The following is a 22,859-nucleotide window of genomic DNA, read 5'->3' on the forward strand; positions in this document are numbered from 1 at the left end:
ATTCGCACAAAAGCCCGGAAAACCTGCGCCAGACTGTCGCGGTGACCGATGGGTATCACTATACTGACTCCCCGTTTGCGCACCACTTCTGTGCACTCGGCCGGAGTGTGCGCGTCCTATCACTCTCCAATCAGAGCCAAGGTAACAATGAGCCTGTTTTCCGCTGTCGAGCTGGCACCCCGCGACCCCATCCTGGGCCTCAACGAAGCATTCAACGCCGACCCACGTACCGACAAGGTCAACCTGGGTGTAGGCGTGTACTGCAATGAGGAAGGCCGCATTCCGCTGCTGCGCGCCGTGATCGAAGCCGAGACCCAGCGTGCTGCCCAGCACGCCTCGCGCGGCTACCTGCCGATCGATGGTATCGCCACCTACGACCAGGCCGTACAGAAGCTGCTGTTCGGCGCCGAGTCGCCACTGCTGGCCGCTGGCCGCGTGGTCACCGTACAGGCCGTTGGCGGTACCGGTGCTCTGAAAATCGGCGCCGACTTCCTCAAGCGTATTTCGCCCAACGCCGTCGTAGCCATTAGCGATCCGAGCTGGGAAAACCACCGCGCCCTGTTCGAAAGCGCTGGCTTCCCGGTGCAGAACTACCGCTACTACGATGCGCCGAGCAATGACGTCAACCGCACTGGCATGCTCGAGGACCTGAACAATCTGCCTTCCGGCTCCATCGTCGTGCTGCACGCCTGCTGCCATAACCCGACCGGCGTCGACCTGACCCTGGACGATTGGAAAAACGTTCTGGACGTCGTCAAAGCCAAGGGCCACGTGCCCTTCCTGGACATGGCCTACCAGGGCTTCGGTGACGGCATCGCTGAGGACGCCTTCGCGGTGCGCCTGTTCGCCGAGTCGGGCATGGAGTTCTTCGTTTCCAGCTCGTTCTCCAAGTCGTTCTCGCTGTACGGCGAGCGCGTTGGTGCGCTGTCGATCGTCACCGCCTCGAAAGACGAAAGCACCCGTGTGCTGTCGCAGGTCAAGCGTGTCATCCGCACCACCTACTCCAACCCGCCGACTCACGGCGCGACCATCGTCGCCACCGTGCTCAACAACGCTGAACTGCGCCAAATGTGGGAAGCGGAGCTGGGAGAGATGCGCGAGCGTATCCACGGCATGCGCAAGCAGATGGTCGAGCTGCTGGCCCAGTACGGCGCCAAGCGCGACTTCAGCTTCGTGGGCCGCCAGGTGGGCATGTTCTCCTATTCGGGCCTGACCGTTGAACAAGTGGCCCGCCTGAAGAACGACTTCGGTATCTATGCCCTGGACACTGGCCGTATCGCCGTTGCCGCGTTGAACCAGAGCAACATCCACGTCGTCACCAAGGCCATCGTCGAAGTGCTGTAACTCATTGATTGCTCAGGGGGAAGCTTGACTTCCCCCTGGCGATCAGTAAGATACGCGCAGATTCCGCGATAGCTCAGTCGGTAGAGCAAATGACTGTTAATCATTGGGTCCCTGGTTCGAGTCCAGGTCGCGGAGCCAAACATTGAAAAAACCTCCAGACGCGCAAGCACTGGAGGTTTTTTCGTTTCTGCCGTTGCGTTCTATTTCAGTGGCTCGGTGACAGGTTTGCCCTCATCGACCAGACTCCAAACCAGCAGCTTGGCGGGCCGGCTCTGGCTGGCGTTACGCGACACACTGTGCACGGTACCCGGTGCCTCGTACCAGTACTCCCCTGCCTTGTAGATCCTTTCTCGCTCATTATTGAGCTTGGAAGCCACCGCCCCCTCGAGTACATAGGCCATAACCGCGCCAGGGTGCTGATGGGCCGGCGAGGCCTGTCCCGGTGCATAACTGACGGTGAGCATGACGGCTTTTTTGCCAGGCGCATTGCCGGGAAGCCGCTCTTGCAGGATCTTGACCTGATTGGGCTGCTCACCGTGGGCCCAGGCTGGCGCTTGTAGGCCCCAAAGGCCGAAGGACAGCAGCAAGACGAGGGAGTGATGGAGGGTTTTCATGGGTTTCTCCTGATGGGCGATTGCCAGCAGGTTATGTCCCGATGCGCTAGGGGCAAATGGCCAATTCAGCGAAAAAGCAGGAGGCCGATCGGCGTCGATCCTGGGCCGCTGTGCGCCCCATATCAACCTTCAGCTCTTCAAGGCCGACCGATCGGATAGAACTCGCCGCTACTCCAGACACCCAGCCACACTTGTCCGTCGATCTCGCGCGGCACCGCCAACTCGACCAATTGGTAGAATACGTTGCGGTGAATCAACGCCTCGAGGTTGCTGCGCATGAGGATATAAGGCGAAGGTTCCTGGGTTCGCGAATCGATTTCGACACGTAGGGGATGGTCCTTGCCAGCAGCGACCTGATCGTCGACGTTACTGGTAAAGCGCAGCACCTGTTGCTCGCCGCTGCCTTCCACATCCAGCGTGACAGCGACGAACGGTGCGTCATCGACGCGGATGCCGACCTTCTCCACCGGGGTAACCAGAAAATAGTCATCGCCGTCGCGGCGAATGATGGTGGAGAACAACCGCACCATCGGCTTGCGCCCGATAGGTGTGCCCAGGTAATACCACGTGCCATCCCGGGCGATGCGCATGTCGATGTCGCCGCAGAAGTCAGGGTTCCATAGATGCACCGGCGGCAAGCCCTTCTCCTTGGGGATCTGCGCCAGAAGATCGTTGGCCTTGCCGCTACCTGTCATGCCCCTGCCCTCAACGACTCATACCCACGAGACTACGAGCGTAATCGCGCATGGGCTGAGCAAGCAAATCTTCCGGCGCATTGTCGTGGAACGTCAACAAACCGCCACGGCTCTTGATACGTACGGTGTCGATCAGATAGCGAGTGCTAGTCTCGATCAGCATCATCTGTACCACGCCAGTGTCCACGCCCAAACGATCCACAGCCTGCTCGTCATACCATTCGTCCCCATTGCCGATGCGGTCGTCGCTACGAGCGAAGCGAGTGTACAGGACGTAATCGGCCCCAACCGAGCGCGCCTCGGCAATCGCCTCCTCCAGCCCCAACGGCCCCTGTGCACGACGTACCAGCGGGAAGTACTCGACAAAATTCTTGTAGGCTTCCTCGGCCACAGCGTTCTGGCGTGGAACCGGACCTTTGGCCGGCGGTACGAAGTGGCCTTGGCCGATGAAGATGAACGAATCTGGTTGCAGACGCACCGACAGGCTGCGCCGAGTCTCGCTGTGATCCAGCAGCCCAGCATCGCTCATGTGGTACCGAACGCCTTCTCCCATATCACTGACATTCATGCAGCCGCCCAACGCCATCAGGGCGAGCGACAAGACCAGGCTACGCATCATTCCTCCAGAACCCGGCGACGAAAAACCGGCGAATAGCCGCCAGATGCAGCTTTTGCGCCAGAATCAACCGCCGATCACTTTCATGATCGTCACCCCACCGGAAAACGCCACATCCTGCTTGTCCGCCAAAGCCTTGACCAATAACCGCTGCAGGCTGGGAAGCGCCTGGTGACGCGGCTTGTCGAGCAAATCGCCGACAAAATGCCGATTACCCGATGACAAGCAGCCATGCAGCCAGCCCGTGGAGGACAACCGCAGGCGTGAGCAGGTTCGGCAAAATGGCACGCTCTCGTTGGCAATCACGCCGAAATGCCCTTTGCCGGGAATGCGATAACGCATCGCAGTGGCATCGATAGGGGCACTCGCCTGTTGATAGGCATGAACTTGGCCGATCAACCCAAGCAGTTGCTCCAGGCTCACGAACTGCTGCAGAAAAGCGTTGTGATCGCGGGCCAGATGCCCCATGCGCATGAGCTCGATGAAGCGCAGCTCGTATCCTCGCTCCAGGCAATAATCCAGTAGCGGCAACACCTGATCGAGGTTCTGCCCACGCATCGGCACCATGTTCACTTTGATGCTCATACCAGCGGCACTGGCTTGCGCCATGCCGGTCAACACGCTCTGCAGGTCACCTCCGCGCGCAATTCGGCGAAACGCCTGCGGATCGAGGGTATCGAGGGAAACATTCAGGCGGCGAATACCAGCATCTAGCAACAGCGGCAGCTTGCGTGAAAGCAGCTGGCCATTGGTGGTCAGTCCGATCTCGGCCAGCCCCAGCTTGGCCACCGACTCCAGAAAGCCTTCCAAGCGGGGACTGACCAAGGGCTCCCCCCCGGTAATGCGTAGTCGCTCGATGCCAGCCGCCTCGACCAGGTAGGCTACGCCGCGGGCCAGGGTTTGCGCCGGGAGTTCATCCTGTGCCGCCACCAGGCGCTTGCCATCAGGCACACAGTAGGTACAGGCGTAGTTGCAAGCAGCCGTCAGGCTGACACGCAGGTTGCGAAAACGCCTACCTTGACGATCGACGATCATGAATGACTCCGGCATGGAAGAATCGGGCCTGCAAAACCTGACTCAAAAATCAGGTTTTTGCAAGCCTCAATGCCGGACGGTGCAGGGAAAGGCCGGTCAGACCTTCAGTTTGCGATTTCCGGGTCGCGTTTGCGCTTGTTGCCCATGCGTACGCCGATGTCCATGAGGAACTGGAAGAAACCTTCCTGATCCTCCAGTACATTGCTCCAGAAGGGTGAGTGGTACAGCGCAACGGCGCCATGCACCAACGCCCAGGCGGCGCAATAGTGGAAGTATGGCGGCACGTCCTCGAGCTTGCCCTCGCTGATGCGCCCCTTGATCAAGAGGGTCAGGCGATCGAAATTGGAGGCACGGATGCGGTGCAGTTCGTCGACCATCTCCGGCACCTGGTTGCCCTTGACCACTTTCTCTTCCAGGCGGTCGAACAGCCGGTAGCGCTGCGGATCGCGCATGCGGAACTCGAAATAGGCGCGCGACAGGGCCTCCTTGTCACGGTCGACGTCGTCCGAATGCAACAGCGCGTTCAGGTCACGCTCATAGTCGAGCATCAGGCGCAGGTATATCTCCGCCTTGGACTTGAAGTGCTTGTAGATCGTGCCTTTGCCGATGCCCACGGCGTCGGCGATCATCTCGACGGTGACGCTGTCTTCCCCTTGTTCGAGAAACAGCTTGAGCGCGGTATCGAGGATCTCTTGTTCGCGGCGGCGAAACTCACGGACCTTACGAGGTTCTTTCTGCATAGGAAGGACTGGATGACAATCGAAGCGGATTATTATGCCTAACTTGCAGGAAATTGCACGGATCATCCAAGCATCTGTGTATCACGATACGTGCAAGGAAGCCCTCAAGCCTTTGGAAAATACGCCCAGCCATACAGGGATGGCCCAATGGTTCCAAGGCGTATTCCAAATCTGTTTAAAAAACGACCAGTTGTCGCTGGCACTGTGCCAAACCTGACCAATACTTGGAGTGTTGGCGCGGCGCATCCCCCCAAGTGGCGCGTCAATAAAGGTGCCCAGGGACCGCGGTACCTTTGTTTTACTCCTAATGGTCTTAACCCGGATTCCCCCCCCAGAACCCGGGTTTTTTTTGCCCGGATCCCCATGCGCGTTGCAGGGTCAGGGCACTCGGATCAACCAGCCACCCGCGCCAGCGGGAACAGTCGCTTGAAGTTGGCTGTGGTCTGCTCGGCCAAATGGGCATAGCTGACACCTCGTAGCGACGCCACGTACTCGGCCACTTCACGCACGTATTGCGGCAGATTCGGCTTGCCCCGGTATGGAATCGGCGCAAGGTATGGCGAGTCGGTCTCGACCAGCAGCCGGTCGGCAGGCACCTGACGGGCGACGTCACGCAGGGCATCGGCATTGCGGAAGGTGACAATGCCCGACAAAGAGATGTAATAACCCAGGTCCAAGGCTTGGCGGGCCATGTCCCAGTCTTCGGTGAAGCAGTGCAGCACACCGGCCTGGGGCAAGTTGGCCTCACGCAGCAACGCCAAGGTGTCGGCCCGTGCCGCGCGAGTATGAACGATCACCGGCTTGCCGGTCTGGCGCGACGCCTCCAGGTGCAGACGGAAGGATGCCTGCTGCAAAGCTGCCGCCTCCGGCTCGTAGTGGTAATCCAAACCCGTTTCGCCAATAGCGACGACGTGGGGGTGGGCCAGCTCACGCAGCAGCCACTCCAGCGCGGGTGTTTCACCGGGTGCAAGGTCCAACGGGTGCACCCCCACCGAGCAATCCACATCGGCGTATTGCTCGCTCAGCGCTTTGACGGCAGCGGCGTTCTCGGCGCTCACCCCGATACACAGAAAATGCCCGACACCCCGCTCCCGGGCGGTCTGCAGCGCCGCATCGAGGGAGCCCTGGTGGGCACTGAGGTCCAGACGATCAAGATGGCAATGGGAATCTACGAGCATGGGATGACGGCACACATGGAGAAAACGAAAGTATCAGCGGGCGCCAGGCAACTGGACCCAGTGGGCCAGCAAGGCTTCCAGCAGCAGGACACGATTGAGGTTGGCCTTGGCCAGTACTTTCTGGCGCTGTTCGAGAATCCACGCCTGGACCTCCAGCACCCTGCCCTGTCGGCTCTTCTGCGCCAGATACTGAACCACCTTGCGCATATCGGCCAAGCCTAGCCCCTCTTCGTCCTGGGTCAATTGATAACGCAGAATCAGGTGCGACCAGTCACAGAACCAGTCGAACAACAAGAGCAAAGGGACGTTGTTCCAGGCCTCGGCGAGCTGACTGGGCGATTGCTGTTGCTTGAGCAGCTTCTTGACCCCTTCGGTGACCAGCGCACGCTGTTCACGCACGCCTTGTGCCTGCAGACTGACAGCCATCAACGGCGAGCCAGCAGCGAGGGCCAGTAGCTCATCGCGCTCCTCAGCGCTGCTCTCGGGCAAGGCACCGGCCAACCAAGCCTGGCTTTGAGCCAGGCTTGGTTGCGGGCATGCGATCTGCTGGCAACGGCTCTTGATAGTCGGCAGCAAGCGGCTCGGCTGATGACTGACCAGTAGCAACACGGTGTCGCCGGAGGGTTCCTCCAGGCTCTTGAGCAAGGCGTTCGATGCATTGACGTTCATTGCCTCGACCGGCTCGATCAGCACCACCTTGCGCCCGCCCTGTTGGGCAGTCTGCACCACGAAGGACACCAGCTCACGCACCTGGTCGATCTTGATCGGCTTGTCGGCCTCTTCGGGCTCTAGCACGAAGTTGTCCGGATGGCTCCCCGCCTTGAGCAGCAGACACGACTTGCACTGGCCACAGGCATCCAGCCCCTGGGGCTGTTGACATAGCAGGCGCGCCATCAGGCGCTCGGCCAAGGCGCGTTTACCGATGCCCTGCGGCCCGTGCAGGAGGTAGGCATGGGCGTGCTGAGCACGTCCAGACAGTTGCTCCCAAAGCCCCTGCTGCCAGGGATAGGCTTCAGCCACGGCACCGCTCCAAAATGCCAGGCAACAGTGCGTCGATGGCACGCTGCACAGCCTCCAGCGGTTGTGCGGCATCCAGCACGCTATAGCGCTGAGGGGCGCCTTGGGCTCGCTGCAGATACGCCTGCCGCACAGCCTCGAAGAAGGCCTGGCCTTCCTGCTCGAAGCGGTCCAGGCGACCACGGGCAGCAGCGCGCGCCAGGCCGACCTCGACCGGCAGGTCGAACACCAGAGTCAGATCCGGACGCAACGAGCCCTGGACAAAGGTTTCCAAGGTAGCGATACGCGCCTGGGGCAGCCCCCGGCCGCCGCCTTGATAGGCATAGGTGGCGTCGGTGAAGCGATCGCAAAGCACCACCGCACCACGCGCCAGAGCAGGACGAATGACCTGATCCAGGTGCTGAGCGCGGGCGGCGAACATCAGCAGCAGTTCGGTATCGACCGCCATGATCTCGTCACTGGGCGCCAGCAACAGTTCGCGGATCCGCTCGGCCAGCGGCGTACCACCGGGTTCGCGGGTCATGACCACGTCCAGCCCTTGCTCGCGCAAACGCTCGGCCAGGTATTCGCGATTGGTACTTTTGCCCGCGCCTTCGGGGCCTTCCAGGGTAATAAACAAGCCGCTCACTGGCAGTCCTTACTGTTGTTCGTCAGGTGCCGGCGCATCGCCCGGCGCAGGGTCGCTGGCAGGTGCATCGCCCTCAGGGATCGGGTTCTGACCCGACTCGGCCGGCGCCTGCTCGCTCGCATCCGGCTGCGTCTGCGGCGCGGGGCTGGAGCGGTAATCGGAGCGGCGCTTGAGCTGGAACTCACGCACCGCGCTATTGTGATCATCCAAGTCATCCGAGAACACATGGCTGCCATCGCCGCGGGCGACGAAATACAAGCTCGTGCCATCGGAGGGGTTCAGCGCGGCATGGATCGCCTCGCGACCGACCATGGCGATCGGTGTCGGCGGCAAGCCCGTCATGGTGTAGGTGTTGTAGGGCGTCGGCTCACGTAGGTCGGCCCGGGTGATCTTGCCGTTATAGCGCTCACCCATGCCGTAGATCACGGTCGGGTCGGTCTGCAGCATCATGCCCAGGCGCAGACGACGCACGAACACACCGGCGATCTGCCCGCGCTCTTGGGGAATACCGGTTTCCTTTTCCACCAGCGATGCCATGATCAGCGCTTGGTATGGGTCACGATAAGGCAAATCAGTGGCCCGCTCGGCCCATTCCTTGGCCAGGACTTCCTCCAGGCGCATGTAGGCTTGCTGCAGCAGCTCGACATCGCTCATGCCCCGCACGAAACGGTAGGTGTCGGGGAAGAAACGACCTTCAGGAAACACGCCGGTATGCCCCAGCTTTTCCATCACCTCGGCGTCGGACAGGCCGTCAAGGGTGTGTTTGACCTTTTCGTGCTTGGCCACTGCGGCGCGCACCTGGCGGAAGGTCCAGCCCTCGACCAGGGTCAGGTTGTACTGCACCACATCGGCCCGGCGCCAGGCCTCGAACAGTTCGGCCACGGTCATGCCCGGAGACAGACGATATTCGCCGGTGTGCAATGGGGTGCCGGCCATGTTGAAACGCCAGTACAGGCGCAGCCAGACGGCATCATCGAGCAGTCCTTCGCTCTGCATGCGATAGAACATACGATTAGGGGTGGTGCCGCTGGGCACGTCGAGCAGTTGCTCCTGCGTCACGTGCAGAGGCTGCTCCAGAACCGAGTTGACCTTCCAGGCCGACCAGCCCACAGCAAGGCCAGCCAGGATCAACCCCATTTCCAGCAGCAGCAGGAATTTGCGTCTCACGAATCAGGTTTCCAGTAACGTACGGGCAACGGCCTGCAGTTTACGGGTGAGCGGGCCTGGCGACCAGTTAAGCTTGAGTGCCGCGAATTCGCGCACCGGCCAGAGGCCATACACACTATTGCACAGGAACACTTCGTCAGCCTGCTCCAACTCCGCCAACGCGAGGTCGCGCACCTGGGTCTGGACACCGAGTGCTGCGGCCTGCTCGAGCAACGCCGCACGCATCACGCCCGCGACACCGCAGCGGCTCAGGTCCGCCGTCAGCAGCACACCGTCGCGCACCAGGAACAGGTTGCTGTACACCCCCTCGATCAGCCGCCCTTGCATGTCGCGCATCAGCCCTTCGGCGTGATCGGTGCCTTGCCATTCACTGCGGGCCAATACCTGCTCCAAGCGGTTCAGGTGTTTGAGCCCGGCCAGCAGCGGTTGTTCCGCCAGGCGGGTCTGGCAGTCGAACAGCCGTATGCCGTGTTCGGCGTTTTCCCGAGGATAGGCAGGCAACGGGCTGCCCTGGAGGATACGACGGGGCGCGGCACCGGCAGCAGGTGCATAGCCACGCAGGCTGTCGCCACGGGTGAGGATCAGCTTGGCCACGCCTTCACCGAGCTGGCTGGCGTAAGCGATGATTTCGCCACGGATCAGTGGCAGGTCAGCCTCGATCGCCAGTCGCTGGCAACCCAATGCCAGGCGATCAAGGTGCTGCGTGAGCAGGCTAGGCCTGCCCGCACGCACGGCGATGGTCTCGAACAGGCCATCGCCATAGGCCAAGCCGCGGTTCTGCAGATTGAGTGCAGTCGCGGCCTGGCCGTCGATCCAACTGTGCATCAGCCGACGAACCGGCGGAACACCAGCGAACCGTTGGTCCCGCCAAAGCCGAAGGAGTTGGACAACACTACATCGATAGGCATGCTGCGGGCTTCGTGAGGCACGAAGTCAAGGTCGCAGCCGTCGTCCGGCTCGTCCAGATTGATGGTCGGCGGCGCCATCTGGCTGTTGATCGCCAGTACGCTGAAGATCGCTTCCACCGCACCGGCGGCGCCCAGCAGGTGGCCGGTCATCGACTTGGTCGAGCTCACGGCCAGCTTGTAGGCGTGCTCGCCGAACACCCGCTTGATCGCGGCCACTTCGGCGATGTCGCCCGCCGGGGTCGAGGTACCATGGGCGTTGATGTAGCTGACCTCTTCCGGCTGAATGCCAGCGTCACGCAGGGCATTGGTCATGCAGCGCGCAGCGCCATCACCGGTGTCGGGCGGCGAAGTCATGTGGTAGGCATCCCCGCTCATGCCAAAGCCAACCAGCTCGGCATAGATCGTCGCGCCTCGGGCCTTGGCATGCTCGAGCTCTTCGAGAACCAGGGCACCAGCACCATCGGAAAGCACGAAGCCATCACGGCCTTTGTCCCATGGACGGCTGGCGCGGGTCGGCTCATCATTGCGCGTCGACAGTGCACGGGAGGCGCCAAAGCCCCCCATGCCCAGACCACAGGCTGCCATTTCGGCACCGCCGGCGATCATCACGTCGGCTTCACCGTAGGCGATGTTGCGCGCGGCCATGCCGATGCAGTGGGTGCCGGTGGTGCATGCAGTGGCGATAGCGTAGTTCGGTCCCTGCAGACCCAGGTGGATCGACAGGAAGCCCGAGATCATATTGATGATCGAACCCGGCACGAAGAACGGCGAAATCCGCCGCGGCCCTTGATCATGCAAGGTGCGACTGGTTTCTTCGATGTTGGTCAGGCCGCCGATGCCCGAGCCCATGGCCACGCCGATACGCTCGCGGTTGGCGTCGGTGACTTCCAGGCCGGCATTGCGTACCGCCTGGAAACCGGCCGCCAGGCCGTACTGGATGAACAGGTCGAGCTTGCGAGCTTCCTTGGCCGACAGGTACTGCTCAACCTCAAAGCCCTTCACCGAGCCGCCAAAACGGGTGGTATAGGCAGACAGGTCCGTGTGTTCGATCGGCCCAATGCCACTGCGGCCAGCCAGAATGCCCTGCCAAGTGCTCGGTACATCGGTACCCAGTGGCGACAGCATACCCATACCGGTGACCACGACGCGTCTACGCGACACAGTACTCTCCTCTTCTAATAACAGAGTCTCTTGCCATTGCATTCAGGCAATGGAATGAAATGGCAACAGGCTCTCGACACTCGCAAAGAAAAAACCGCACGCCGGCAAAGGCAGTGCGGTTTTTCCCGACAAGAAGCGTCGACTACTGCGTCTTAGGCCTGGTGGCTTTTGACGTAGTCGATAGCAGCTTGAACGGTAGTGATCTTCTCGGCTTCTTCGTCAGGGATTTCGGTCTCGAATTCCTCTTCCAGAGCCATCACCAGCTCAACGGTGTCAAGCGAATCGGCACCCAGGTCATCGACGAAGGACTTCTCAGCAGTCACTTCCTCTTCCTTGACGCCCAGTTGCTCGGCGACGATTTTCTTGACGCGTTCTTCGATGGTGCTCATACCTAGTTTTCACTCCTAATGGACATATGTCAGGCAGCTGGCCGGTGACCAAGTTTATAGAAAGACGCCTGCTTTTCAAGCGGAACGCGCCGATCTCGAAGACACCTGACCCTCTGCCTGGAATCTGGTTGCAGCTTTATAACGGATTTTAGGCTCCGTGTATGACACTTTTTTGAAGCAATCCGTCACATTGGTGCTGCAGGTTTTTACATGTACATCCCGCCGTTGACCGGCACGGTGGCGCCCGTCACGTAGGCCGCGCCATCGGATGCCAGGAAGGAAACCACCTTGGCGATCTCGTCGGCGTGACCCAGACGACCCAGCGGAATCTGCGACTGCAGAGCTTCGCGCTGTGCTTCTGGAAGCTCACGGGTCATATCGGTATCGATGAAGCCCGGAGTCACCGAGTTGACGGTGATGTTGCGCGAGCCCACTTCACGCGCCAAGGCACGACTGAAGCCTTCCAAACCGGCCTTGGCGGCAGCATAGTTGACCTGACCGACGTTACCCATGGCACCGACGACCGAGCCGATGCTGATGATACGACCCCAGCGTGCCTTGGTCATGCCGCGCAGCACGCCCTTGGACAGACGGTAGAGGCTGTTGAGGTTGGTGTCGACCACGTCGAACCACTCATCATCCTTCATGCGCAGCATCAGGTTATCGCGGGTGATACCCGCGTTGTTGACCAAGATGGCCGGTGCGCCGAACTGCTCACCGATGGCCGCGAGCACGGCACTGACCGACTCGTCGCTGGTCACATTCAGCTCCATGCCGGTGCCATTGATGCCGTGTTCCTTCAGGGTCGCGGCGATACGTTCGGCACCCGAGGCCGAGGTAGCGGTGCCGATCACGGTCGCGCCCTGGCGGCCCAGTTCCAGGGCGATAGCCTGGCCGATACCGCGGCTGGCGCCGGTGACCAGGGCAACTTTACCTTGCAGGCTCATGCAAGCTTCTCCAGTTTCAGGCCAGCGCCGCACGGGCGGCGGCGACGGCGTCAGGGGTATTGAGGTTGTAGGTGGTCACGCCATCGGCGCACCGCTTGTTCAGACCAGCCAGGACTTTACCAGGGCCACACTCGACCAGGTTGACCGCACCATTGGCGGCCAGGGTCTGCACGCACTCGACCCAACGCACAGGCTGGTACAGCTGGGCCAGCAAGTCCTGCTTGAGGGCAGTCAGGTCGGCGGCGATCGCGGCGGTGACATTCTGCACGACCGGAATCTGCGGGGCCTTCCACTCGATGGCGTTGACCGCCTCGGCGAAGCGCTCGGCGGCAGGCTTCATCAATGCACAGTGCGATGGCACGCTGACCGCCAGCGGCAGCGCACGCTTGGCACCCTTGGCCTTGCACAGTTCCATGGCGCGATCCACCGCGGCCTTGTTGCCGGCGATGACCACCTGGCCTGGCGAGTTGAAGTTGACCGCGCTGACCACTTCATCTTCAGCCGCTTCTGCACAGATCGCCACAACATCGGCATCATCCAGGCCCAAGATTGCCGCCATGGCACCGTGACCTGCAGGAACGGCCTCTTGCATGAGCTGGCCACGACGCTCGACCAGGCGAACGGCATCTTTCAGGCTCAGGCTGCCAGCAGCGACCAACGCGCTGTACTCGCCCAGGCTATGGCCGGAAACGAAGGCTGGTTGCGCACCACCCTCTTCCAGCCACAGGCGCCACAGGGCAATGGATGCAGTGAGGATTGCCGGCTGGGTTTTGTCGGTTTGGTTGAGTTGTTCCTCCGGACCTTGCTGGACCAGCTGCCACAGGTCATAGCCCAGAGCCTCGGAAGCCTCCTTGAAGGTCTCGACGATTACCGGTTTCTCTGCGCCGAGTTCGGCGAGCATGCCCAGCGACTGGGAACCTTGACCGGGAAAGACGAATGCGAGGGATGCAGACATTGAACAAGCCCTTATGATCTTGTCGTCGGATAGGGTGCGTCGAGCCCAGGGCTGGACGCGGAAACTGAAAACTTGGATGGGAAAAGAGACCAAGCGGTCACATTTAACCATTTCACGGCGGGAATTAAAGCAAGAGATCTTCCAGGCGACCATGCAGGCGTTGCGGCAGGTTCTCCTGGATTTCGATCAGCGCACGCTGGATGGCGCTCTGGAAGCCCTGCACTCCGGCAGAACCATGGCTCTTGATGACGATACCTTGTAGACCGAGGAAGCTCGCGCCATTGTGCCGCGCCGGGGCCAGGTCGGCCTGCAGTCGCTTGAGCAGGGGCATGGCCATGGCACCAGCAGCCCGGGCCAACACACTCCCCTTGAATAGCGCCTCGATGCGCGCACCGATCATGGTGGCCAGACCTTCGCTGGACTTGAGCAGGATATTGCCGACGAAACCGTCGCACACCACCACATCGGCCTCACCACGGTAGAGGCCATCGCCCTCGACGAAACCAATGTAGTTGAGCCCGCGAGCATTCTGCAAAAGGCTCGCTGCAAGCTTGACCTGCTGATTACCTTTGATGTCCTCGGTGCCAACATTGAGCAGCGCTACCCGCGGACGATGGATTCCCAGCGCCTGGGCGGCCACTGATCCCATCACGGCGAACTGATAGAGGTTCTCGGCGCTGCAATCGACATTGGCGCCAAGATCCAACAGCTGGCAATACCCTGCCTGCGTGGGGATCGCCGCCACCATAGCCGGCCGGTCGATGCCCGGCAGCGTCTTGAGCACGAAGCGCGACAGCGCCATGAGCGCACCGGTATTTCCGGCGCTCACGCAGGCCTGCGCCTTGCCATCACGCACCAGTTCCAGGGCGACGCGCATCGACGAGTCAGGTTTACCCCGCAATGCCTGTGATGGCCGCTCGTCCATACCCACCACTTCGCTTGCCGCTACGATTTGCAGGCGCGCGCGATCCGCAGCCGGCAGACTGCTGACAAGATCTTCGAGGAGGGAGGGTTGACCGACGAGGGTCAGGTGTAACGAGGGGGTAGCCGAGAGGCAAGCAATACTTGCCTGAACAATGCTGCGGGGACCGAAGTCCCCGCCCATTGCGTCGATCGCGATGATCTGAGCGGACAAGGATTACTCGTCAGCGCCCTTGTCGATCACTTTGCGACCACGGTATACGCCTTCTGGCGAAACGTGGTGGCGCAGGTGTACTTCACCGGTGCTCTTCTCTACGGACAGCGCGTTTTCCGACAGGGCGTCGTGGGAACGGCGCATGTCACGGGCAGAGCGGGATTTTTTGTTCTGCTGAACAGCCATAATTGATTAACTCCTAAACGTTTGGGTCACGCTTTAACTGCGCCAAAACACTGAACGGGTTGGACCGCGATACCTCGTCCTTGCTCGATTCGGGCTCATCTGCGCCCGCCGGCTGCTGGCATTCTTCCGGATGATGAGCAGGCACGATAGGCAAGGCGAGCAAGAGCTCTTCCTCGATCAACGCCTGCAGATCCAAAGGATCTTCGCCCAGTTCCAGCACGTCATAGCCTTTCGGCAACGACTGGGTATTCGCACCCTCCTTCACCACAGCGTACGTACATTCACTGTGAATCGGCAGGGTGACCAGCTCAAGACAACGCTGGCAAACCATCTTGACTTCGACATCGAGTTCGCTGTGAAACACCACAGCGCCTTGCTCGTCTCGCTCAAAATCGAACTTCGCCTGCACCGTACCGACATCGTCGGACAGCGGGTCGCAGAGTCTTTCCAAATCAGCGAGTTGCAGCGAACCTTGGATGGTTACGCCACGATCGGCCAATTTGCGCGGGTCAACGTGAGGTGGAATCGGGTCATTCAACATAGGCGCAGCATTCTAGGGATGCCCCCCGCCCCTGTCAAAGGAAATTCGGCGGCATCTCACATGTTAGAATTTGGTTCATCTGCCCAGGAGTCTACCATGCTTCCCCTGTTACTGGCTTCCAGCTCCCCCTACCGGCGCGAACTGCTTGAGCGCCTGCACCTGCCCTTCAGCTGGGCAAGCCCCGATATAGACGAGCGGCGCCTGGATGACGAGCCGGCCACCACTTTGGTTCGTCGCCTGGCCCGCCAGAAAGCCGAGGCGCTTGCGGCCAGCCACCCCGACCATCTGATCATCGGCTCCGACCAGGTAGCGGTGCTCGGCGAGCAGATCCTGGGCAAGCCACATACCTTCGAACGCGCCTGCGAACAACTGCTGGCCGCCAGCGGCCAGCAGGTCACCTTTCTCACCGGCCTGGCGCTACTCAACAGCACCACAGGCCAATGCCAGGTGGATTGCGTGCCCTTTACCGTAAATTTGCGCGAACTCGATCGCGAAAGCGTGGAGCGCTATGTGGCAGCGGAACAGCCTCTGGATTGCGCAGGCAGCTTCAAGGCCGAAGGCCTGGGGGTAAGCTTGTTCCAGAGCACCCACGGCTGCGATGCAACCAGCCTGATCGGGCTACCGCTGATCCGACTGGTCGACATGCTTTTGAAAGAAGGTGTGCAGATTCCCTGAAGGTCTGAACGAAGTAACCCAGCCCCTGGGGGCATCGCCTCACATGCGCGAGCGATGCCCAATGACTGGAGCGGGCTTGATGTCAGCGCAGCGATGGCCCTTGGAAACCCATCCACATAGCCAGGCGCTCAGCCACGCTGGCACCCAAGCGCTTGGAGAAGCGATCGAACGGCGACTCCTGGACAGTGAAGTCCACCAACTCCTTCTCGCCCACGATCTCACGCGCCACGTAGCTGGCACTGCCCAACCCATCCACCAGCCCCAGTTCCTTGGCCTGCTCGCCCGACCAGACCAGGCCACTGAACAGCTCTGGATGCTCCTTGTCCTTCAGGCGATCGCCGCGCCCCTGCTTGACCATGGCGATGAACTGACGATGCGTGGTATCGAGCACGCCCTGCCAGAACGCGGTCTCTTCTGGCTTTTGCGGCGAGAACGGATCCAGGAACGCCTTGTGCTCGCCTGCGGTGTAGGTCCGCCGCTCCACACCCAGTTTTTCCATGGTGCCGACAAAGCCATAACCTGCAGCGGTCACACCGATGGAGCCCACCAGACTCGCCTTGTCGGCATAAATTTCATCAGCCGCACTGGCAATGTAATAAGCCCCCGACGCGCCCAGGTCGGCAATCACCGCATAAAGCTTGATCGCAGGGTATTCAGCACGCAGTCGGCGGATCTCGTCGTAAACGTAACCCGACTGCACAGGACTGCCGCCAGGACTATTGATGCGCATGATCACAGCCTTGGTCTTGGCATCCTTGAAGGCGTCTCGCAGACTCTTGATGATATTGTCGGCACTGGCTGGCTCCTCGTCGGCAATCATGCCACGCACCTCTACCAGCGCTGTATGGTTGGCACTGCGCGACGCAGCCTTGTCCACATCCATCATGGGCGTGAACAGCACCAACAGCCCGAACAGGTAAACGAAGGTCAGCAGCTTGAAGAAAATGCCCCAGCGCCGCGCCCGACGCTGCTCCTGGACACCTGCAAGCAGGGTTTTTTCCAGCAACTTCCAGCTCTTGCGCTCCTCACGTCCTTCCGACTCTTCGGGCTCGGGCGCCCGCCACTCATCAGCCATGCTTACCTACCTTGGAATTGACCGTGCGCGAACAAGCGAGCCACTCGCGCAATTGTGAAAAATGATCGATGCACACCTGTGGACCGAATTCGCTCAAGGCCTGCAATGACATAGCACCATATCCCACCGCAACCGAATGCATCCCGGCGTTGCTGGCCATTTGCAAGTCGAATGCAGAGTCTCCGACCATCAGCGCCTGATGGGGTTCGACCTGGCAGTGAGCCAGGATCTGCTCGAGCATCAGCGGATGTGGCTTGCCGCGCGTCTCGTCGGCGGCACGGGTAATGTCGAAGTAACGTTCCCAGCCATTGGCCTTGAGCACCCGATCCAGACCACGACGCGCCTTGCCGGTGGCTACCGCCAGACGGTAGCCGTCGGCACGAAAAGCCTCCAACGACTCGACCACGCCATCGAACAACGGCGAAGGCTGTTGATCCAGGGCCATGTAGATATCGGCGTAGTGCTGCCGGAAAACCTCGACCTGAACGGCATCCAGGTGAGGATATAGCGTGGAGATCGCCTCCCCCAGCGCCAGACCGATGATGCCCTTGATCGCAGCATCGCTGCTGGAGGCTTCGCCGGCACGCTCAGCCGCGGCATTCATGGCCTCGACGATACGCCCAATGGAATCGGCCAGGGTGCCGTCCCAATCGAAGATCAACAACTCATAGGGTTTATTCATGAACGATCAAGTCGCACTCAAGCGTTCCACAGTCTTGGACCAGACCTCATCCACCGGAGCCTCGAGCTTGAGCTCACCGCCATCGGGCAGCGGCACGGTCAGGGCATAGGCATGCAGGAACAGACGCTTGCCACCCAGATCGCGAATCTCCTTGGAGAAGTCTTCGTCACCATACTTGCTGTCCCCGGCGATGCTATGCCCGGCATGCAAGGTATGGACACGAATCTGGTGGGTACGCCCCGTCACCGGACGCGCCTCGACCATGGTCGCGAAGTCGCCGAAGCGACGCAGGACGCGGAACAGCGTCAGCGCTTCCTTGCCCTCCTCATCGACTTCGACCATGCGCTCGCCGGAGCGCAGGTTGCTCTTTTGCAGCGGCGCGCTGACCTGCTTCTTGGACGTTGGCCAGTGGCCACGCACCAACGCCATGTACCGCTTGTCGACACCGTCGCCACGCAACGCGGCATGCAGATGGCGCAGCATGCTGCGCTTCTTGGCGATCATGAGCAGCCCGGAGGTGTCACGATCGAGGCGATGCACCAGCTCCAGCTCCTTGGCATCCGGACGCAGCTGACGCAGCGCCTCGATCACGCCGAAGCTCAGACCACTGCCGCCATGCACGGCAATGCCGGCTGGCTTGTTGAGCACGATCAGCGCCTTGTCTTCATAGACAATAGCCGCCTCCAGACGCTGCAAAAGGCCTTGGGCCACCGGCGCCGGCTCGTCGCGCTCAGGCAGACGGACAGGCGGCACTCGTACGATGTCGCCAGCCTGCAGTTTGTACTCAGGCTTGATCCGCCCTTTGTTGACCCGCACCTCGCCTTTACGCAGGATGCGGTAAACCAAGGTCTTGGGCACGCCTTTGAGGGCCGTGATGAGGAAATTGTCGATGCGTTGGCCGGCAAGCTCCGGCGCGACTTCGATCAGCTGAACGCCGGAAGTCGGAGGGGTATTGGTCGTCATGGAGGAATCATAACAATTTTTTATGGAATTGAAGCACTTAATCATTGCTGCTATAGTCGCGAACGCCGCCAAAAGCGGCAGGCCAGCGGCAGCAGGCTCCAGGCCCGCCCCTGACCATCGCAATTCTCGAGGACGCGAGGCCGTCCGACGGGGTTTTCGCCAGTTTACCGAAATGCCTGGAATCGCCACCAGCGCCGTGTAGAGAAGACCGAAAAAAAACGACAAGTGCGGTGTTTCACCTGCTTACCCGCTTCTTTTCGCCGTACCTCTGCCCGCCCCTTGGCGCTTGCACGCATCGCCCGGCGAATGCTTCGGAAATACCTGCCTTGGACATAAATGGCGCCAGTTCCCGAATCGGAACTGACGAAAAATGCAACCCGTTGCGGATTCAGCGCGCGGCAGCACCCGAACTATCAGGGATACGTGCAGGGTGGAGATGCACAGACCTCGGACCGTGTAGCACGGCATCCGGCCACCAGCCCCAGGCTGGCCTGGCAAGCGGACCCGGGCTTCGCAGACACCCCCGAAAGTGTCCACGGCCCACGGCTGATTCCTCCTCCTGACTGAGTGCAAGTGGCCTGTACGGTTGTTCGAGGATTCACCTTCGAGTGCCAGGGTTTGCCAGGCAAGGCGCCACGCCCCGTCGTAGCCAAGCTACGCCGAGCAATGGCAATGCAGCGAGGCAAGCCCAGGCACCGAGATGAAGTACTCGGTTCGACCACACCGGCCGCCAGGCACCGCAAAACAGGACGCGTCGTCGCGACCACGGCAGGCTGGGCAACCGGCTGGTGCCGAATGTCGTTGGACACGGGGGTGGCCCGCCACCCTTTGCGCACCTTGGCACCGACCATGAGAAGTCGTGTGTGCCGAACGCCGTTTCCGGCAGCCCGGAAACCGACGGTACAACATGAAAAGAATGCTGATTAACGCAACTCAACCCGAAGAGTTGCGTGTAGCCCTGGTGGATGGCCAACGTCTCTACGACCTGGATATCGAATCCGGGGCGCGCGAGCAGAAGAAGGCCAACATCTACAAAGGCCGGATCACCCGGATCGAACCCAGCCTCGAAGCCGCTTTCGTCGATTTCGGCTCCGAACGTCACGGCTTCCTGCCGCTCAAGGAAATCTCCCGCGAATACTTCAAGAAGGCGCCAGAAGGCCGCGTCAACATTAAAGAAGTGTTGAGCGAAGGCCAGGAAGTCATCGTCCAGGTCGAGAAGGAAGAGCGCGGCAACAAAGGCGCCGCCCTCACCACTTTCATCAGCTTGGCCGGTCGCTACCTGGTGCTGATGCCCAACAACCCACGTGCCGGCGGCATCTCCCGTCGCATCGAAGGCGAAGAGCGCAATGAGCTGCGCGAAGCCCTCAACGGCCTGACCGTCCCAGGCGACATGGGCCTGATCGTGCGCACTGCCGGCCTTGGCCGCAGCAGCGAAGAAATGCAGTGGGACCTCGACTACCTCCTGCAACTGTGGACCGCCATCAAGGAGGCCTCCCAAGATCGCGCCGCACCTTTCCTGATCTACCAGGAAAGCAATGTCATCATCCGCGCCATCCGCGACTACCTGCGCCAGGACATCGGCGAAGTGCTGATCGACAGCATTGACGCCCAGGAAGAAGCCCTGACCTTCATCCGCCAAGTCATGCCGCAGTACGCCAGCAAGGTCAAGCTGTACGAAGACAGCGTCCCGCTGTTCAATCGCTTCCAGATCGAAAGCCAGATCGAGACCGCCTTCCAGCGTGTGGTCGACCTGCCCTCCGGTGGCTCCATCGTCATCGACCCGACCGAGGCCCTGGTCTCCATCGACATCAACTCGGCGCGCGCCACCAAAGGCAGCGACATCGAAGAAACCGCCCTGCAGACCAACCTGGAAGCGGCCGAGGAAATCGCCCGCCAACTGCGTCTGCGTGACATCGGCGGCCTGATCGTCATCGACTTCATCGACATGACCCCGGCCAAGAACCAGCGCGCCGTTGAAGAGCGCGTGCGTGAATGCCTCGAGGCCGACCGCGCCCGCGTCCAGGTTGGCCGCATCTCGCGCTTCGGCCTGCTGGAAATGTCCCGTCAGCGCCTGCGTCCTTCCCTGGGCGAGAGCAGCGGCATCGTCTGCCCACGCTGCTCCGGCACCGGCATCATCCGTGACGTCGAGTCGCTGTCCCTGGCCATCCTGCGCCTGATCGAGGAAGAAGCCCTGAAAGATCGTACCGCCGAGGTACGCGCCCAGGTACCGATCCCGGTTGCAGCTTTCCTGCTCAACGAAAAACGCAACTCGATCACCAAGATCGAACTGCGCACCCGCGCCCGCATCATCATCCTGCCGAACGATCACCTGGAAACGCCGCACTTCGAAGTCCAGCGCCTGCGCGACGACAATCCGGACGTGCTGAACAACCAGTCCAGCTACGAGATCGCCGCAGCCGAAACCGAAGAAGCGCCGCAGCCGACTGCCACCCGTACCCTGGTTCGCCAGGAAGCCGCGGTCAAGACCGCCCCGGCCCGCGCCAACGCGCCGGTACCCAGCACACCCGAGCCGGCACCGGCCGCACCAGTCGCACCGGCACCAAGCGCTCCGGAGCCAAGCCTGTTCAAAGGCTTGGTCAAATCGCTGGTAAGCCTGTTCGCCGGTAAGGACGAACCTGTAGCCGCACCGGTCGCCAACACCGAGAAACCGGCTGCCGAGCGCCCACAGCGCAACGAAGAGCGCCGCAACGGTCGTCAGCAGAGCCGCAATCGCAACGGCCGTCGCGACGAAGACCGCAAACCACGCGAAGAACGCAGCGAGCGCGCCCCGCGCGAAGAGCGTCAGCCACGTGAAGAGCGTGCCCCGCGTGAAGAACGCGCCCCCCGTGAGGAGCGTGCTCCACGCGAAGAGCGCCAAGCACGTCAGCCGCGCGAAGACCGCCGCGGCAACCGTGAAGAGCGCGTGCGCGAACTGCGTGAACCTCTGGATGCCGCCCCTACCGTCCGTGAAGAGCGCCAGCCACGTGAAGAACGTGCCCCGCGCGAAGAACGTGTAGCCCGCGAGGAACGTGCGCCACGTGAAGAGCGCCAACCGCGCGAAGAACGTCAGCCTCGTGAAGAACGTCAGCCACGTGAAGAGCGTGCACCTCGTGAAGAGCGTGCCCCGCGCGAAGAACGCGCACCACGCGAAGAGCGCGCCGAACGCGAAGAGCGTCAACCGCGCGCACCTCGTGAAGAGCGTCAGCCTCGCGCAGGTACCGAGGTCGCCGAGGCCGCCGAGGAACAACTGCCAAACGAAGAGCTGCTGCAGGAAGAGCAACAGGACGGCGCCGATGGCGAACGCCCACGTCGTCGCTCCCGCGGCCAGCGTCGTCGCAGCAACCGTCGCGAGCGCCAACGCAATGCCAATGGCGAGCTGATCGAAGGTGGTGAAGACGAAGCCACCGGCGAAGAGCAACCAGCACAGCAACACCAGGCTACCGAGCTGGGTGCAGAGCTGGCCGCTGGCCTTGCCGTCACCGCTGCCGTTGCCTCCAGCAACATCAGTGCCGAAGCCGAAGCCCAGGCCAACCAGCAGGCCGAACAGGCTACCAACGTGGTTGCCCAAGCCCAGGAAGCTGCCCAACCTGCCGAGCAGGTCGTCGAGCAGATCGACCAGGCTCAAGAGCTCGCCATCGCACCCGTGGTCGAACAACCGCTCAGCGAGCCGGTCGCGGTGACCGAGCCAAGCGCCGAGCCCGTGGTCGAAGTGGTCCCACAACCGGTCGTCGAAGCGCCAACTACCGAAGCGGTTACAGAAGCTGCTGTCGTGGAATCCGGCGAAGCTGAGCAAGCCCCTGCCTTTGAGCAGCAAGCCGCACCAGCACCGGTTGCCGAGCAGCCTGCCGAGGCTGCCGAGGCCAAGCCGGAAGTGGCCGAGCCCGCTCCGGTAGCTGTCCAGGCCAGCGTACAAGAGCAAGCCCCGGCTCCGGCCGAGCCTGCCACTGTGATGCTGCCAAACGGCCGCGCACCGAACGACCCACGTGAAGTGCGTCGCCGCAAGCGCGAAGCCGAAGCCGCTGCCAAGGCTGCCGCCGAGGCACAGGCTGCCGAAGCGCTGGCGACCACCGATGAGCAGAAACCTAATCACGGTTGATGCCATCGGTTGAATGAAAAAGCCCCGCCAGTGTGGACTGGCGGGGCTTTTTCATTTCGGGAACATTTACCGCGAGACTGACTTGAACGATGGTCTGTGTGGCAGCCCCCAA

At 61.4% G+C, this 22,859-nt stretch carries 23 protein-coding genes and 1 tRNA gene; 4 read left to right on the top strand and 20 right to left on the bottom strand.

The genetic code is table 11. From position 1 onward, the window contains the following. The first annotated feature begins 147 nt into the window (after positions 1 to 147). Together J5X93_RS18510 and J5X93_RS18515 are read left to right on the top strand one after the other, a co-directional pair. Positions 148 to 1,344, top strand: coding sequence for an amino acid aminotransferase (locus J5X93_RS18510; RefSeq protein WP_102082656.1), 1,197 nt, complete (start codon positions 148 to 150; stop codon positions 1,342 to 1,344). Positions 1,345 to 1,406: 62 nt separating this feature from the next. Then, positions 1,407 to 1,482: transfer RNA gene (locus J5X93_RS18515), tRNA-Asn, on the top strand. Between the two features lie 62 nt (positions 1,483 to 1,544). On the opposite strand, the gene J5X93_RS18520 is transcribed toward J5X93_RS18515, so the two are convergent. From J5X93_RS18520 to J5X93_RS18600, 17 genes are all read right to left on the bottom strand, one after another. Beyond that, entirely contained in the window at positions 1,545 to 1,958 is a 414-nt protein-coding gene (locus J5X93_RS18520; RefSeq protein ID WP_250033806.1) for a cupin domain-containing protein, read from the bottom strand. A 137-nt stretch (positions 1,959 to 2,095) separates the two neighbouring features. Next, positions 2,096 to 2,653, bottom strand: coding sequence for a DUF1285 domain-containing protein (locus J5X93_RS18525; RefSeq protein WP_090343793.1), 558 nt, complete (start codon positions 2,651 to 2,653; stop codon positions 2,096 to 2,098). A 10-nt stretch (positions 2,654 to 2,663) separates the two neighbouring features. Next, positions 2,664 to 3,269: a DUF4823 domain-containing protein gene (locus J5X93_RS18530; RefSeq protein WP_043215446.1), complete on the bottom strand. Its 606-nt coding sequence runs from the start codon at positions 3,267 to 3,269 to the stop codon at positions 2,664 to 2,666. Between the two features lie 66 nt (positions 3,270 to 3,335). Then, positions 3,336 to 4,304, bottom strand: coding sequence for a GTP 3',8-cyclase MoaA (locus tag J5X93_RS18535; RefSeq protein ID WP_043215448.1), 969 nt, complete (start codon positions 4,302 to 4,304; stop codon positions 3,336 to 3,338). Between the two features lie 104 nt (positions 4,305 to 4,408). Further along, the gene (locus J5X93_RS18540) at positions 4,409 to 5,044 is read right to left on the bottom strand and encodes a TetR/AcrR family transcriptional regulator (protein ID WP_043215450.1); all 636 of its coding nucleotides are present in this window, start codon (positions 5,042 to 5,044) and stop codon (positions 4,409 to 4,411) included. A 392-nt stretch (positions 5,045 to 5,436) separates the two neighbouring features. Then, a complete protein-coding gene (locus tag J5X93_RS18545) occupies positions 5,437 to 6,222 on the bottom strand; it encodes a TatD family hydrolase (RefSeq protein WP_090343791.1) in 786 nt (261 codons plus the stop codon). Positions 6,223 to 6,255: 33 nt separating this feature from the next. Next, complete coding sequence (locus J5X93_RS18550; protein ID WP_090343789.1) at positions 6,256 to 7,242, bottom strand: DNA polymerase III subunit delta'; 987 nt, start codon at positions 7,240 to 7,242, stop codon at positions 6,256 to 6,258. Then, entirely contained in the window at positions 7,235 to 7,867 is a 633-nt protein-coding gene (gene tmk / locus J5X93_RS18555) for a dTMP kinase (protein WP_090343787.1), read from the bottom strand. The genes J5X93_RS18550 and tmk overlap by 8 nt, the downstream gene beginning before the upstream one ends. Positions 7,868 to 7,876: 9 nt before the next feature. Then, positions 7,877 to 9,034 (bottom strand): endolytic transglycosylase MltG, encoded by a 1,158-nt coding sequence (gene mltG, locus J5X93_RS18560; protein ID WP_043214419.1) that lies wholly within the window; start codon positions 9,032 to 9,034, stop codon positions 7,877 to 7,879. Positions 9,035 to 9,037: 3 nt separating this feature from the next. Next, complete coding sequence (gene pabC / locus J5X93_RS18565) at positions 9,038 to 9,859, bottom strand: aminodeoxychorismate lyase (RefSeq protein ID WP_090343785.1); 822 nt, start codon at positions 9,857 to 9,859, stop codon at positions 9,038 to 9,040. After that, on the bottom strand, positions 9,859 to 11,103 hold the full coding sequence (gene fabF / locus J5X93_RS18570; protein ID WP_043214415.1) for a beta-ketoacyl-ACP synthase II: 1,245 nt from the start codon (positions 11,101 to 11,103) through the stop codon (positions 9,859 to 9,861). Before fabF ends, pabC begins: the two co-directional genes overlap by 1 nt. Before the next feature lie 152 nt (positions 11,104 to 11,255). Next, positions 11,256 to 11,492, bottom strand: coding sequence for an acyl carrier protein (gene acpP / locus J5X93_RS18575; RefSeq protein WP_043214413.1), 237 nt, complete (start codon positions 11,490 to 11,492; stop codon positions 11,256 to 11,258). Positions 11,493 to 11,698: 206 nt separating this feature from the next. Continuing rightward, positions 11,699 to 12,439 carry a 3-oxoacyl-ACP reductase FabG gene (fabG, locus tag J5X93_RS18580; protein ID WP_043214411.1) on the bottom strand — a complete coding sequence of 247 codons (741 nt, stop codon included), beginning with the start codon at positions 12,437 to 12,439 and terminating at the stop codon, positions 11,699 to 11,701. 16 nt (positions 12,440 to 12,455) lie between these two features. After that, entirely contained in the window at positions 12,456 to 13,394 is a 939-nt protein-coding gene (gene fabD / locus J5X93_RS18585; protein WP_043214410.1) for an ACP S-malonyltransferase, read from the bottom strand. Positions 13,395 to 13,518: 124 nt separating this feature from the next. Next, a complete protein-coding gene (gene plsX, locus J5X93_RS18590; RefSeq protein ID WP_090343783.1) occupies positions 13,519 to 14,529 on the bottom strand; it encodes a phosphate acyltransferase PlsX in 1,011 nt (336 codons plus the stop codon). A gap of 3 nt (positions 14,530 to 14,532) precedes the next feature. Then, positions 14,533 to 14,715: a 50S ribosomal protein L32 gene (rpmF, locus tag J5X93_RS18595; protein WP_008096416.1), complete on the bottom strand. Its 183-nt coding sequence runs from the start codon at positions 14,713 to 14,715 to the stop codon at positions 14,533 to 14,535. A gap of 13 nt (positions 14,716 to 14,728) precedes the next feature. Beyond that, positions 14,729 to 15,256: a YceD family protein gene (locus tag J5X93_RS18600; protein WP_043214407.1), complete on the bottom strand. Its 528-nt coding sequence runs from the start codon at positions 15,254 to 15,256 to the stop codon at positions 14,729 to 14,731. A gap of 96 nt (positions 15,257 to 15,352) precedes the next feature. On the opposite strand from J5X93_RS18600, the gene J5X93_RS18605 reads away from it, so the two are divergent. Beyond that, a complete protein-coding gene (locus J5X93_RS18605) occupies positions 15,353 to 15,931 on the top strand; it encodes a Maf family protein (protein WP_070573263.1) in 579 nt (192 codons plus the stop codon). Positions 15,932 to 16,013: 82 nt separating this feature from the next. Here the strand turns inward: J5X93_RS18605 and J5X93_RS18610 are convergent, their stop codons facing one another. Genes J5X93_RS18610 through rluC form a run of 3 tightly spaced genes read right to left on the bottom strand, consistent with a single transcriptional unit; the run spans position 16,014 to position 18,651 of the window. Then, positions 16,014 to 17,006, bottom strand: a complete 993-nt coding sequence (locus tag J5X93_RS18610) for a S49 family peptidase (RefSeq protein ID WP_090343782.1) — start codon at positions 17,004 to 17,006, stop codon at positions 16,014 to 16,016. Next, positions 16,999 to 17,688 carry an HAD family hydrolase gene (locus J5X93_RS18615; RefSeq protein ID WP_182815985.1) on the bottom strand — a complete coding sequence of 230 codons (690 nt, stop codon included), beginning with the start codon at positions 17,686 to 17,688 and terminating at the stop codon, positions 16,999 to 17,001. Before J5X93_RS18615 ends, J5X93_RS18610 begins: the two co-directional genes overlap by 8 nt. A 6-nt stretch (positions 17,689 to 17,694) precedes the next feature. Continuing rightward, positions 17,695 to 18,651, bottom strand: a complete 957-nt coding sequence (gene rluC / locus J5X93_RS18620; protein ID WP_043214399.1) for a 23S rRNA pseudouridine(955/2504/2580) synthase RluC — start codon at positions 18,649 to 18,651, stop codon at positions 17,695 to 17,697. 907 nt (positions 18,652 to 19,558) lie between these two features. On the opposite strand from rluC, the gene rne reads away from it, so the two are divergent. After that, a complete protein-coding gene (gene rne, locus J5X93_RS18625; RefSeq protein WP_250033809.1) occupies positions 19,559 to 22,747 on the top strand; it encodes a ribonuclease E in 3,189 nt (1,062 codons plus the stop codon). Positions 22,748 to 22,859: the final 112 nt, after the last annotated feature.

The sequence above is a fragment of the Pseudomonas sp. BYT-1 genome, from assembly GCF_023611805.1.
GTDB classification, from domain to species: Bacteria; Pseudomonadota; Gammaproteobacteria; order Pseudomonadales; family Pseudomonadaceae; genus Aquipseudomonas; species Aquipseudomonas guariconensis.